Here is a 13,262-nt window from a genome sequence, read left to right on the forward strand (position 1 = left end):
GTATCGAGGTCGCAGAACTTGAGGAGGCAGGCTGGTTCGTCGTCGAGGGTGGCATACCCCCCTCTCCAGCTCTCCCCCCACAAGGGGGGAGAGAGGCGCAAAGTCGATCGTCGCTGCGAGATTTGCAAAGCAGCGCATCTTAATGCCCCAGATAAGCTTCGATCACAGCCGGATTGGCGCGGACCTCGGCCGGGGTGCCCTCGGCCAGGACCTTGCCCTCGGCCAGCACGATGACGCGCGAGCATAGCGACATCACGAAATCCATGTTGTGCTCGATCACCACGAAGGTCGCGCCCTGCTCGGCATTGATGGCGCGCAGGCGTTCCTTCAGGTCTCCGAGCATGGTCAGGTTGACGCCGCCGGCCGGCTCGTCGAGCAGGACGAGGCGCGGGCCCGCCATGAAGGCCATGGCGGCGTCGAGCAGCTTCTGCTGGCCATAGGAGAGTCCGCCGGCCTTGGCCTCAGTGAGATGGCCGAGCTTGAAGAAGCCGATCATCTGCTCGGCCTTGGCCGTCAGTCCGGCATCGCGCGCGCCGAAGAAACGCGACAGCATCGTGCCTTCGTGCTCCTGGCCGGCGAGGATCAGGTTCTCGCGCACCGAGAGCTCGGGGAAGACCTGCAGCAGCTGGAAGGTGCGACTGACGCCGAGCCGGTTGAGCTCGGAGGGGCGCATATTGGTGACATCTAGCCCGTCGAGCTTGACCGCGCCCTCGGTCGGCTCGAGCTGGCCGAGGATGCAGTTGAACAGGGTCGACTTGCCGCAGCCGTTCGGGCCGATGATGCCGAGGATCTCGCCCTCGTTGACCTTGAAGGAGACGCCGTTCACCGCCTTGATGCCGCCGAAGGCCTTGTGGAGGTTCGAGACTTCGAGGACCTGGGTCATCGGCTGCCTCCCGTCTTGCCGGTCAATCGATTCCAGCCGCGCTCGAGCAGGCCGCTCATCCCCTGCGGGCAGGCGATCAGCAGCAGCATGACGATTCCCGCAAAGATGATCAGGTAGAGCGAGCCGGCAAAACGCAACCACTCCGGCAGTACCACGCCAAGCAGCGCCCCGATGAACGGCCCGAGCAGGTAACCGGCGCCGCCGGCGACCACCATCAGCAGCAGGAAGAAGCTCTGCGACAGCGAGAACGGCGAGGGGTCGATGAATTCGACCAGCGGCGCATAGAGCGCACCGGCAAAGCCGGCATAGGCCGAGCCGATCGCGAAGGCGAGCAGCGTGTACATGCGGGTGTCGATGCCCAGGCTCGCAGCCCGGATCGGGTTCTCGCGCAGCGCCGTGAAGGCGCGGCCCCAGGGCGAGCGGATCATCCACCAGAGCACGACCGCGAGCAGGAAGGTCACGACCACGACGAAGCGATGGAAGGCGAGCGCCCCGTCGAGCTTGAGGCCGAAGAAGCTTGGACGCGGAATGTTGGAGAGGCCAAAGACGCCGCCGGTCAGCCATTGCTCATTGCGCAGCACGAGCCAGATCAGCGTCGAGAAGGCCAGGGTGACGAAGGCGAGATAGTGCGCCTTGACCCGGAGCGCCGGGAAGCCGAGCACGAGCCCGACCGAGAAGGTCAGCAGCCCGGAGATCGCGAAGGAGGCGTACCAGTTGAGCCCGAGCTTGCTGGTCAAAAGTGCCGTCGCATAAGCGCCGATGCCCATGAAGGCGGCCTGGGCCAGCGATTTCAGGCCGGCATAGCCGAGCGTCAGGTTGAGGCCCATCACCGCGACGCTCATCACCAGCCAGAGCGAGAGCACGTAGGTGCCGTAGCGGCCCATGCCGGACGGGACGAACCAGAGGATGATCGCGGCGGCGACCAGCGTCAGCAGCGTGCCGTCGATGAAGGCGGGCAGCGACAGGCGGCGCGCCGCCGGGGCGGCACTGTGGGTTGCGGGCGCGGTCATACCCGGCGCTCCTCTTTGCGGCCCATCAGGCCTTCCGGCTTGAGGAGGATGACGATGACCAGCAGCACGAGCGGCACGGCCAGCCGATAGGAGGTCGAGATGTAGGCTGCCGCCATGCTGTCGACGATGCCGACGATCAGCCCGCCGACGAGAGCGCCGCGGACCTGGTTGAAGCCACCGACGATCGCCGCGATGAAGGCGAACAGGCCGATCACCTCGCCATTGGAGAACTTCGCCAGATAGATCGGCGAGATCAGCACCGAGGCGACGACGGCGAGCGCCGCGTTGATCACGAAGGTCAGCAGCACCATGCGCTCGACCGGGATGCCGAGGATGCGCGCCACCGTTGGATTCTGCGCCGTCGCCTGCATCTGACGACCAAGCTTTGTCCCGCCGACGAACCATTGCAGCAGGCCGATGACGGCGAAGGCGACCGCGATGATCGCGACATGCTGCAGCGAGATCGCGGCGCCGAACACCGAGATCGTCTCGGTCGGCACGAAGGACGGGAATTTCTGGGCCTCGGCCGAGAAGCCGTCCTTGGCGCCTTCCTTCATGATGATCGACAGCGCCATGGTGGCGATGGCGAGCGGCAGCACGCCGTGCCGGATCATCGGGTCGACCACGGCGAGCTTGAAGCCGACGCCGAAGATCAGGATGAAGGCGGCGATGCCGATCAGGGCTCCGAGCCAGATCGGCGCGCCGAAGAGCTTGATCGCGAGCAGGACCAGCACGGCCGGCAGCATGACGAACTCGCCCTGGGCGAAATTGATCGTCTGCGAGGTCTGCCAGACCAGGGTGAAGCCGATCGCGGCGAGGGCATAGATCGCGCCCGTGGCGATGCCGGCGATGAGGTAGGCGAGGAATTCGGCCATGGCGGTTTCTCGCTGGTGTGGCGCGTCGAAAGCAGGTTCTTCCCTTCTCCCCTTGCGGGAGAAGGTGGCCTGAAGGGCCGGATGAGGGGTCGCTCAGGTCTATCCGGCGAACGCCATATCCGACGCGATGAAAGTTGCGAGCGTTGCGCGACCCCTCATCCGTCTCGGCTTCGCCGAGCCACCTTCTCCCGCAAGGGGAGAAGGGAAGGGTCGCGGCTCGCCGGCCTTACGGGTTGATCTTCGGCAGCGTCGCCGTGATCACCTGCTTGCCGTCCTTGACCTCGGCGAGGAAGCTCTCGCGGTCGAGGTCGCCGTTCTTCTCGATCGTGGTCTCGATCAGGATGCCGGGCTCGTCCGAGGTCTTGATCGTGGCGCCGCGCAGCGTGTCGGCGACGCCCTTCTTGTCGAACTTCTTCTGCTTCTCGGTCGCCCACTTCACCATGTAGACGGCCATGTAGCCCTTCATGCCGTTGTGGTCGGAGACGTAGTTGTACTTGGCCTGGAATTTCTTGCCGAACTCCTGGAAGGCCGGGATCGGCGCGTCGATCGACAGGCCGACATGGCCCTTGACGCCGTTGGCGGCGTCGCCGGCGAGCTCGATCACCTTGGCGCCGAGCAGCGTGGTCTCGCCGACCATCGGCTTGGTAATGCCTTGCTGCTTGGCGGCGCGTAGGAAGCGGGCGCTCTCCTCCTCGTTGAGATAGACGAAGATCGCGTCGGCATTCGAATTCTTGACCTTGATCGCGTCGGCGGCGAAGTCGGCCTGGCCCTGCTCGGTCGCAACGTCGACGGCGAGCTTGATGCCGGCCTTCTCGAGCTCGGGGATGATCGCGTCGCGGCCACCCTTGCCGAAGTCGTTGTTGACCCAGACGACGGCGACCGAACCGGCTTTGACCGTGTCCTTCAGGTATTTGGCGATCTTCGGCATCGCCGCGGTCTGGCTGAGCGAGGTGCGGAAGAGATACTGGTTGCCCTGCTTGGTCAGGCCAGCCGCCTCGCCGCCGACGAGCTGGGCGATCTCAGCCCGCTGGGCGATCTGCATGGAGGCGCCGATCGGGCCGGAGAAGACCGGGCCGAGCACGGCATAGGTGCCCTCGTCGATGGCGCGCTGTACGGCGGCGCGCGTGTTACCCGGATTGGTCTGGGTGTCGTAGTGGACGATCTCGATCTGCTTGCCGAGGATGCCGCCCTTGGCGTTGATGTCGGCGACGGCGAGGTCGATGCCGTTCTTCCAGTTGGTGCCGGCGGTCGCGCCTGCGCCCGAGAGCTCGACGACGTCGACCAGCTTGACCTTGTCCTGCGCCAGCGCGGGCAGGCTGACGGCCATGCCGAACGCGGCGGCAATGATCCAGTGCTTCTTCATTCTCGTTTCCTCCACTCGTCTTGTCGTTTCTTGATCCCCGCCCGGTGATGCCGGGTCGTCTCGCTCAGGCGGCGCGTTCGGCTCCCTCGCGTGCCGCGATCACGGCGTCGAAGGCGGCGCCGATCACGGCCTCCGAAACCTCCAGCCCGGTGAACAGCCGGAAGGCGTCGACGCCCTGGTGAATCGCGAGCTCGCGCCCGGTCATCACGGTCGCGCCGGCCTTTTGCGCCGCTTTCAGCAGCGGAGTAAAGAGCGGATGGTAGACCGCATCCGCGACCCATTGCGACGCATGGATCGCGCCCGCCTCGATCGGGATGCCGCGGTCCGGCAGCATGCCGATCGGCGTGCCGTTGACGATACCGGCAGCACCCTCGGCAGCAGCCTCGGCGCTGTCGGCGATCACGGTTTCCGTGCGCTTGCCCAGGGCGGTTGCGAGTGCTTCAGCCTTGCTCCGGTCGGTGTCGTAGAGCCTGAGCCGGCTGACACCGCTGCCGGCGAGCGCGAAGGCGATGGCCTTGCCGACTCCGCCTGCGCCGATGACCGCGACCGGCTTGTCGCCATCCTGCCGGCCGAGCCTGCGATAGGCGGTGGCGAAGCCGGTGGCGTCGGTGTTGTGGCCGGTCAGCTTTCCGCCGTCGACGACGATGGTGTTGACCGCACCCATCGCGGCGGCCTGCTCGGACAGTCCGTCGAGCAGCGGCAGCACCGCTTCCTTGTAGGGATAGGTCACGTTGATCCCGGAAAAGCCGAGCCGGCGGATGCCGTCGAGCATGGCGACGAGATCGTCGCGCCCTGCGCCGGCAACCTCGATCAGATGGTAATGCGCCTCGATGCCGGCCGCCCGCGCCGCCGCCTCCTGCGCCGCTGGTGTCGCCGAATGCGCGATCGGCGAGCCGAGCAGCCCGAGCAGAACGCGTTTGCTCTTCTTGGCGGTGACGATGGTCGACATTCCATTCCCTTCGGCGCGCTCGTCTCAGGCGGGCTTGCGCAATAGCCTCCAGCTAAACCGATTTGAAGCCGTAACGCGATAACCAATTCGTCGCTTCTGCCTAACCTGATGTTATCTTTCGGGCGGCGACCCGCGGTGAAACGACGGCGGTCATCTCCTCGCGCAGCAGGCGGACGAAGGTTTCGGCGTAGAGCGAGAGAGCCTTGTCGTTCTTCATCGCGACATAGGTCTGGAAATGGGTCGGCTCCTCGATCGGGATGTTGACGATCCCCTGCATCGAGCCATGCGCCACGGTGAACTGGTCGATGATGGCGATGCCGAGCCCGGCCCGCACCAGCGAGCAGACCGTGGTTCCGAACCGCGCCTTGATCGCCATGTCGTAATGCAGCTTCTGGCGCTCGAATATCTCGCTCATGATCCGCCCATAAGGATCGGTCGGGTCGATGCCGATCAACGGATGCTGGACGATCTCGCGGGCCGAGATGCTGGTGCGCCCGGCGAGCGGATGGTCCTGCGGAACGATGCAGAGCAGCTCACCCATCGCCAAGGGCATGAAATCCAGCCCGGGATGGTCGAGCTTGTAGCTCATCGCCACGATCTCGCCCTTGCCGAGCAGGAGGTAGTCGAGCGCCTCCTCGATCTTCAGGATGTTGATGTCGATGCGCAGGTCGGGATGCTTGCGCCTGAGACGCTCGATCGCGCGCGGCACCATGACATGGCAGATGCTCGGTACCGAGCCGAACTTGAACTCGACATCGCCGCCACGCTCGATCCGGGCCAGCATCGAGTGCAGGTCGTCGACCTTGCGGTAGACGCCGTTGATCTGCTCGAAGATGTCCTTGGCTTCAGGGGTCGGCAGATAGCGGCCGTGCCGGCGGTCAAACAGCTTGAGCCGGAGCGTCCGCTCGGTGTGCTTCATCAGCCGGCTGATGCCGGGCGCGGAGACGTTGAGCAATTTGGCCGCGCCGGCAATCGTGCCGGTGATCATGATCGCCCGGATCACCTCGATCTGGCGCAGCGTGAGCATGGCCGGCGTTTCCCCTGTCTGCTTCTTGCCGGCAGCGGAAGGGAGGGGCGCTTGCCTGTCAAGACGGGGGCCAGCCCGGTTGGACCGAGTTGACTCCCGCGTCATTTGCCGGTCAGCTTCCCTTAGGTCGTCGATCGGTCCGGGGGATTGTTATGGCAGGCCAGCTTCATCCCGCGGCGCCGGATCACCTGCCGGCGTTCATCACCAGCCCGGATGGGACGGACTACCTGATGGTCGCTGCGGCGGTCATCCTGGTCGGCGCCGTACTCGGCATCGGCCTGCTCTTCCTGCGCCTGCACACCTTGCCGGAACGCATCGCCCACAAGACCCACAAGCTGCAGTTCGAGATCGTTGCCGTGCTCGGTCTGCTCGCACTGTTCACCCATGTGCATCTCTTCTGGGTGATCGGCCTGTTCCTCGCCTTGATCGACATCCCCGATATTCCCGGAATGTTCGGCCGGATGGCGGGCGCGCTCGAGAAGATCGCCGGAATCGCGCCCGGCCATGGCGGGGAGGCCGCTTCGGACGTTGAGCATGGGGGCGCGCCGCCGGACGACAAGCCGGTGCAGGTATCGGCCGCGGCCGTGCCGACCGGCGAGCATTGAGGAGGTAGGCGATGCTCGAGCTTCTCGTCTGCGCGCTCTTCACCCTCGTCCCGGACTATCTCTACCGCCGCTACGGCCAGGGCAAGCGGCTGGGCAAGGAGATCACGCTCTATTCGGTCTGGTTCGAATTGCGCTGGGGCATCGTCACCTGCGTCATGCTGACGGTCGGCCTGATCACGGTGATCTTCTACAACCATCCGTCGACGAGCAGCGCCACGGTGTTCTTCCGGAGCGTGCCTATCGTGCCGGAGATCAATGGCCGCGTCGCGCAGGTCCATGTCGGTTACAGCGCGAAGGTCGAAAAGGGCGCGCCGATCTTCACGCTCGACAGCAAGAGCCAGGAGGCGGCCGTCGAGGCTGCGCGGCGCAAGATCGCCGAGGTCGACGCGACATTGGTGGTCGCGAAGGCCGATATCCTCGCTTTTGACGGCAAGATCCAGGAGGCGAGGAGCGCGCTGCAGCAGGCACTCGACGAATTGCAGACCAAGCGCGAGCTAAGGCAGCGCAATGAAAACGTCGTCGCCACCCGCGAAATCGAGCGGCTGGAGAATATCGTGGCCGGCCGCGAGGCCGCGGTTGCGTCCGCGACGGCCTCGCAGGCGGCCGCCCAGACCAAGATCGTGACGCTGCTGCCGGCCGAGCGCGCCAGCGCCGAGGCGGCATTGGGGCAGGCGGAAGTGGAATTGAGCAAGACCGTGGTGCGGGCCGGCTTCACCGGGCATGTCGAGCAGTTCACGCTGCGGGTCGGCGATATCGTCAATCCCTTCATGCGCCCGGCCGGAACCATCATTCCGGCAGAGGCCGGCAGGGTCGGGCTGCAGGCCGGCTTCAACCAGATCGAGGCGCAGGTGATCAAGGTCGGCATGGTCGCCGAGGCTACTTGCGTCTCGAAGCCGTGGACGGTGATCCCGATGGTGGTGACGGGTGTGCAGGACTTCATCGCTGCCGGCCAGATTCGCAGCGGCGAGCAGTTGATCGACGTGCAGCAGGTGGTGCGCCCCGGAACGCTTCTGGCCTATCTTGAGCCGCTCCACCCGGGCGCGATGGACGGCGTGACGCCGGGCTCGAGCTGCATCGCCAATGCCTATACCAGCAACCACGACGTGATCGCCGCGAAGGATACCAGCACCTTCCGGCGCATCGTCCTGCATGCGGTGGACGCGGTCGGGCTGGTGCATGCCCTGCTCCTGCGCATCCAGGCGCAAGTGCTGCCGATCAAGACCCTCGTCCTCAGCGGCCATTGAGCCGACGAGGCCCGCCGGCCGCTGCTTCAGTTCACAGCACGTCGCGCACGCGCACCAGTGTCGAGTCCATGTGCTTGCCGATGGTGGCGGCGAGCGCCTCGCCGTCGCGCTTCAGCAGCGCGGCGGTCATCTCCTCGTGCTCGGCCACGGCGCCGGCCCATTTCTCCGGGCCCTCATTGCCGATGAAGCGCAGGCGCTTGATCCTCGCCTGTAGCGTGCCGTGCATCTCGACCAGCACGTCGTTGCCCGAAGCGGCGACGATGGCGCTGTGGATCGCCTGGTTCAGCTTGAAATAGTCGAGCCGGTTACGGACCCGGTAGAGTTCCATCATCTCGTCGTGCAGCGCCTTGATCGCGGCGATGGCATCGTCACTCGCCTCGGCACAGGCGATCCGGCCGCCGAGCTGTTCCAGCGTCTTCAGCACTTCGAGGATCTGTAGCAGATCGTGCGCCGAGAACTTGCGGACGACCGCGCCCTTCGCCGGCTGGATCTCGACGAGGCCTTCGCTCGCCAGGGTCTTGATCGCCTCGCGCAGCGGTGTGCGCGAGACGCCGAGCTGCGCGCCGACGGCCCCCTCGTTGATGCGCTGCCCGGGCGCCAGCCTGCCCTCGATGATCATGTCGCGCAGCCGCTCGAGCACCTCTTCGTGCAAAGTGCGCCGCGTGATGCGCGGATAGGCGTCCTGCGCCTCGCTCGACATGCCGGCCTCGTTCGTCATCGCGGCTCTCCTTTTGTATCTGTACGGCATGGCGCTTCCGCGCTGTCAACGCGACCGGCCCCAGCTGCGACGCGGGCTTCCCGGCTGGATGCGGCCCCGCCTGTGGACAGGTGAGGCCGCCACCAGGCTCGCGGCAGGGTAATGCAGTTAGGTTATGCTGCATACAGCATACTTGCGTTCGCGACCGGCCCCATGATAGGCCAGCGGCAAGCAACCGGCTGCGACCGGCCTCGGGAGGACAAGATGGACACGCACGCTTCCTTGCCGGTGATCGCGGTCGCCATGGGCGACCCCTCCGGCATCAGCCCCGAGCTCACCGCCCGCATCCTGGCCGAGCCCGATCTGAGCAATGCTGCCCGCTATGTCGTCTTCGGCGATCTGCGCCTGTTCCAGCTCGGCGCCGACGATGCCGGCCTGAAGCCTGATCTGCATGTCGTCGGTGAGGGCGATGCCCTGCCGGCCGATGCCGGCAAGCCCGTCTTCGTCGACCTCAGGAACCACGATCCGGCCGATCTCCAGCGCGGCAAGGCGACGCTCGCCGGCGGCCAGGCCGCGACCGACAATTTCCGCCGCGCGCTGCGTCTTGCTGCGTCCGGCAGGGCCGATGCGGTGTTCTTCACGCCCTTCAACAAGGCGGCGATGCGCTTTGCCTATCCCGGCTATGACGACGAGATTCGCTTCGTGCGCGACGCGATCACATTCGAGGGCCCGGCCAGCGAATTCAACGTGCTGGACAAGCTCTGGAACGCCCGCGTCACCTCGCATATCCCGCTCTCCGAGGTCGCCCAGAACATCACCCAGGAGCGCATCCTGCGGGCGCTCGACTTGGCAGACCGGAATCTCCGCGCTGCCGGCTTCAACCCGCCGCGCATCGCTGTCGCGGGCATCAACCCGCATGCCGGTGACGGCGGCAATTTCGGCCGCGACGAGATCGAGACGATCGAGCCGGCGGTTAAGGCGGCGAAGGCTAAGGGCTATGCGGTCGAGGGGCCGTTCCCGTCCGACACCGTGTTCCTGCGCGCCAGGAACGGCGATTTCGATGCCGTGCTGACCATGTACCATGACCAGGGCCAGATCGCGATGAAGCTGATGGGCTTCGATCGCGGCGTCACGCTGATCGGCGGCTTCCCGTTTCCGATCTGCACGCCTGCCCATGGCACGGCCTACGAGATCGCCGGCAAGGGCATCGCCAATCTCGGCGCGACCCGCGCAGCACTCTCGCTCGCGATCAAGATGGCGAGCGAGGGCAAGGCGGCGCGCAAGGCCGCCTAAAGTCATGTCCCGGCATAGCGGCCGCGAAGAGCCGCACCTCATTTCAACGATCATCCAGGGAGAAACAGCATGAAACGTTTCTGTATTGCAGCGGGCGTTGCCCTTGCCTCCGTCATTGCCGCAGTGGTTCCGGCCGCAGCCTGGCAGCCGACCAAGTCGGTCGAGTTCGTCGTGACCTCGGGTCCCGGCGGCGGCACCGATAATTTCGCCCGCATCGTCCAGTCGATCATCGCCAAGCACAAGTTGATCGAACAGCCGGTCGTCGTGCTCAACAAGGGCGGTGGCAGCGGCGCCGAGGGCTACATTTATGGCAAGGGTGCCAAGGGCGATCCCCACAAGGTCGTCTTCGGCACCAATAATGCCTATCTGCTGCCTTATGTTGCCAAGCTCGGCTACAAGCTCTCCGACCTGACGCCCGTCTCGGCGCTGGCGCTCGACGAATTCCTGATCTGGGTCAAGGGCGACGCGCCCTTCAACGACGCCAAGGCCTATGTCGAGGCGGCCAAGGCCAAGCCCGGCAGCTTCAAGATGGCTGGCAGCCAGTCCAAGGACACCGACCAGACGCTGACCGCGATGATCCAGGAGGCGACCGGCGCCAAATGGATCTACGTGCCCTTCCAGGGTGGTGGCGCAGCTGCGACCCAGCTCGCCGGCGGCCATGTCGATTCCAACACCAACAACCCGAACGAGAACATCGGCCAGTGGAAGGCCGGCCAGGTGAAGCCGCTCTGCGTGTTCTCGCCGGTGCGCCTCGCCAAGAGCGACCCGATCCATGACGGCAAGGGCTGGGGCGACATCCCGACCTGCAAGGAAGCGGGCCTGCCGCTCGAGGCCTTCCAGATGCCGCGCACCGTCTGGCTGCCGGCTGAGGTTCCCGCTGACGCCGTCGCCTTCTATGCCGACGTGATGGAGAAGGTCAGCAAGACGCCGGAATGGGCCGAGTTCATCGCCCGCACCGCGCAGACCGCCCGCTTCATGAAGGGCAAGGAGCTCACCGACTTCGTCGCCAAGGACGAGGCTGCCAACGCCAAGGTCTTCAAGAACGAAGGCTGGGTCATAAACTGACCTCGCCACGTCACGCTTGGATCATCCCGGACGGGCACAGCTCGATCCGGGATGATCGTTCGAAACACTGTCAGCATTCGGGAGAGCGCCGATGATCAGCCGCTTCCAGGCCGAGATCGCGACAGCGCTGGCGACGCTCGCCTTCGGCCTCGTGATCGTCAACGGCGCCCGCGAATTCGGCCTCGGCTGGGATTCCTCCGGCCCGCAACCCGGCGCCTTCCCGTTCTATTGCGGTTTGCTGATCGCACTCGCCAGCCTCGGCACGATCGTAACGACAATCGGCCGGCGGATGGGGGGCTCGGCGGCGCTCGCCGGAATCATCCTCGACAAGGAGCAGGGCAAGCGCGTCCTCTCCTTCTTCGTGCCGATGCTCGCCTTCGTCGTGCTGAGCGTGACGCTCGGCATGTATGTCGCGATGCTGCTCTACCTCGTCTTCGCGATGCGCTTTCAGGGCCACTATGGCTGGCTGCCCTCGCTCGCGACGGCAATCGGCACCGCCGCCTTCTTCTATCTCGGCCTCGAGAAATTCGCCCAGGTCGGCCTGCTCAAAGGGCCGATCGAAGCGATGCTCGGCCTCTAGAGCAGGATGCGAAAAAGTGGGAACCGGTTTTTCGCAGAGATCCTGCTCTAAACTCTTAGAATCGATCACGTTTTATGATTTTGGATCGATTCGATCCAAAATCATCGTGATCTAGACAGCGAGCCGGAGCCCACCATGGAAAACTTCGCTTCGCTCCTCCACGGCTTCGAGGTCGCGCTGACGACCCATCACATCGCGCTGATGTTCGCCGGCGTGCTGCTCGGCATTCTGGTCGGCGTGCTGCCCGGCCTGGGGGCGCCGAACGGCGTCTCGCTGATGCTGCCGCTGACCTTCAGCATGGATCCGGTCTCGGCGATCATCCTGCTGACTTCGCTCTACTGGGGCGCGCTCTTCGGCGGCTCGACAACCTCGATCCTATTCAACATCCCGGGCGAGCCATCCTCGGTCGCCACCACCTTCGACGGCCACCCGATGGCCAAGCAGGGCAGGGCGACGGAAGCGCTCTCCTTCGCCTTCCTCTCGGCCGGCATCGGCGCCATGGCCGGCGTCATCCTGATCACGCTGCTATCGGGCTGGGTCGCGCGCTTCGCGCTGAAATTCTCCTCGCCGGAGTATTTCGCGGTCTACTTCATGACCTTCGCCAGCTTCGTCGGGCTCGGCGGCGCCTCGCCGCTAAAGACGCTCGTCTCGATGGCGATGGGCTTTGCCTTCGCCTCGATCGGCATGGATTCGGTCTCGGGCAATGTCCGCCTGACCTATGAGTTTGACGCGCTGCTCGCCGGTGTCAGCTTCCTGATCGCGGTGATCGGCCTGTTCGGCCTCGGCGAGCTCCTGCAGACGATGGAGGAGGGGCTTCGCTTCGACGGGGTGAAGGCCAAGGTCCGTCCGCGCGACGTGCTCGCGACGGCGGCGAAGCTGCCGCGCTACTGGCTCGCTCTGCTGCGCTCCAGTATCATCGGCATCTGGATGGGCATCACGCCGGGCGGCCCGACCGCGGCCTCCTTCATGAGCTACGCCATGGCCAAGCGCTCCTCGCGCAATCCGGAGAAGTTCGGCAAGGGCGAGCCCGAGGGCGTGATCTCGCCCGAGACGGCTGATCATGCCGCCGGCTCCGCCGCCATGCTGCCGATGCTGGCGCTCGGTATCCCGGGTTCCGCGACAGCCGCTGTGATGATGGGCGGGCTGATGATCTGGGGCCTCAACCCCGGCCCGATGCTCTTCGTCGAGCGGCCCGATTTCGTCTGGGGCCTGATCGCCTCGATGTATCTCGGCAACGTCGTCGCGGTCATTGTTGTACTTGCAACGGTACCGCTCTTCGCCTCGATCCTGCGCATCCCCTTCTCGATCATCGGTCCGGTGATCGTCGTGGTCTGCTTCATCGGCGCCTATACAGTCGGCAACAAGGAGTTCGATATCTGGTTGGCGCTCGCCTTCGGCATCGTCGGCTACCTCTTCAAGAAGCTCGATTATCCGATCGCGCCGCTCGTGCTGGCCATGGTCATCGGCGACAAGGCCGAGGACGCCTTCCGCCAGTCGATGATCTTCAGCCAGGGCTCGCTCTCGATCTTCTGGTCGAACGCGTTGGTGGCGAGTCTGATGGCGATCGGCCTCGCGCTGCTGCTCTTCCCCCTGATCGGCTCGACAAGGCGCGGCATCCGCAAGCTGGTGACCGCGCGCGCAGCCAAGGCCTGACCCAGACGCACTGCCGGA

13 protein-coding genes are annotated in these 13,262 nt (G+C 65.4%); 6 read left to right on the top strand and 7 right to left on the bottom strand.

Annotated elements, in window-relative coordinates:
- Nucleotides 1–139: 139 nt before the first annotated feature.
- From QO058_RS24215 to QO058_RS24240, 6 genes are all read right to left on the bottom strand, one after another.
- Nucleotides 140–883: an ABC transporter ATP-binding protein gene (locus QO058_RS24215; RefSeq protein ID WP_284168771.1), complete on the bottom strand. Its 744-nt coding sequence runs from the start codon at nucleotides 881–883 to the stop codon at nucleotides 140–142.
- Nucleotides 880–1,893 carry a branched-chain amino acid ABC transporter permease gene (locus QO058_RS24220; RefSeq protein WP_284168772.1) on the bottom strand — a complete coding sequence of 338 codons (1,014 nt, stop codon included), beginning with the start codon at nucleotides 1,891–1,893 and terminating at the stop codon, nucleotides 880–882. Before QO058_RS24220 ends, QO058_RS24215 begins: the two co-directional genes overlap by 4 nt.
- Nucleotides 1,890–2,768 carry a branched-chain amino acid ABC transporter permease gene (locus tag QO058_RS24225; RefSeq protein WP_284168773.1) on the bottom strand — a complete coding sequence of 293 codons (879 nt, stop codon included), beginning with the start codon at nucleotides 2,766–2,768 and terminating at the stop codon, nucleotides 1,890–1,892. The genes QO058_RS24220 and QO058_RS24225 overlap by 4 nt, the downstream gene beginning before the upstream one ends.
- Nucleotides 2,769–2,994: 226 nt before the next feature.
- On the bottom strand, nucleotides 2,995–4,131 hold the full coding sequence (locus QO058_RS24230; RefSeq protein ID WP_432211975.1) for an ABC transporter substrate-binding protein: 1,137 nt from the start codon (nucleotides 4,129–4,131) through the stop codon (nucleotides 2,995–2,997).
- Between the two features lie 64 nt (nucleotides 4,132–4,195).
- A complete protein-coding gene (locus tag QO058_RS24235; RefSeq protein WP_284168774.1) occupies nucleotides 4,196–5,080 on the bottom strand; it encodes a shikimate dehydrogenase in 885 nt (294 codons plus the stop codon).
- 100 nt (nucleotides 5,081–5,180) lie between these two features.
- A complete protein-coding gene (locus tag QO058_RS24240; RefSeq protein WP_284168775.1) occupies nucleotides 5,181–6,107 on the bottom strand; it encodes a LysR family transcriptional regulator in 927 nt (308 codons plus the stop codon).
- Nucleotides 6,108–6,259: 152 nt separating this feature from the next.
- Here QO058_RS24240 and QO058_RS24245 point away from each other — a divergent pair, with 152 nt between their 5' ends.
- On the top strand, nucleotides 6,260–6,712 hold the full coding sequence (locus QO058_RS24245) for a hypothetical protein (RefSeq protein ID WP_284168776.1): 453 nt from the start codon (nucleotides 6,260–6,262) through the stop codon (nucleotides 6,710–6,712).
- An 11-nt stretch (nucleotides 6,713–6,723) separates the two neighbouring features.
- Nucleotides 6,724–7,956, top strand: a complete 1,233-nt coding sequence (locus tag QO058_RS24250; protein WP_284168777.1) for an HlyD family secretion protein — start codon at nucleotides 6,724–6,726, stop codon at nucleotides 7,954–7,956.
- A 31-nt stretch (nucleotides 7,957–7,987) separates the two neighbouring features.
- Here QO058_RS24250 and QO058_RS24255 read toward each other — a convergent pair whose 3' ends face one another.
- The gene (locus QO058_RS24255; protein ID WP_284168778.1) at nucleotides 7,988–8,674 is read right to left on the bottom strand and encodes a GntR family transcriptional regulator; all 687 of its coding nucleotides are present in this window, start codon (nucleotides 8,672–8,674) and stop codon (nucleotides 7,988–7,990) included.
- Nucleotides 8,675–8,917: 243 nt separating this feature from the next.
- Between QO058_RS24255 and QO058_RS24260 the strand changes: the two genes are divergently transcribed.
- The 4 genes from QO058_RS24260 (at nucleotide 8,918) to QO058_RS24275 (ending at nucleotide 13,244) form a co-directional block, all read left to right on the top strand.
- A complete protein-coding gene (locus QO058_RS24260; protein ID WP_284168779.1) occupies nucleotides 8,918–9,946 on the top strand; it encodes a 4-hydroxythreonine-4-phosphate dehydrogenase PdxA in 1,029 nt (342 codons plus the stop codon).
- Nucleotides 9,947–10,015: 69 nt separating this feature from the next.
- Nucleotides 10,016–11,011, top strand: a complete 996-nt coding sequence (locus tag QO058_RS24265) for a Bug family tripartite tricarboxylate transporter substrate binding protein (protein WP_284168780.1) — start codon at nucleotides 10,016–10,018, stop codon at nucleotides 11,009–11,011.
- A 91-nt stretch (nucleotides 11,012–11,102) separates the two neighbouring features.
- Nucleotides 11,103–11,591 carry a tripartite tricarboxylate transporter TctB family protein gene (locus QO058_RS24270; protein ID WP_284168781.1) on the top strand — a complete coding sequence of 163 codons (489 nt, stop codon included), beginning with the start codon at nucleotides 11,103–11,105 and terminating at the stop codon, nucleotides 11,589–11,591.
- Nucleotides 11,592–11,726: 135 nt separating this feature from the next.
- On the top strand, nucleotides 11,727–13,244 hold the full coding sequence (locus QO058_RS24275) for a tripartite tricarboxylate transporter permease (RefSeq protein WP_284168782.1): 1,518 nt from the start codon (nucleotides 11,727–11,729) through the stop codon (nucleotides 13,242–13,244).
- Nucleotides 13,245–13,262 lie beyond the last annotated feature (18 nt).

It is taken from the genome of Bosea vestrisii (assembly GCF_030144325.1).
GTDB classification, from domain to species: Bacteria; Pseudomonadota; Alphaproteobacteria; order Rhizobiales; family Beijerinckiaceae; genus Allobosea; species Allobosea vestrisii_A.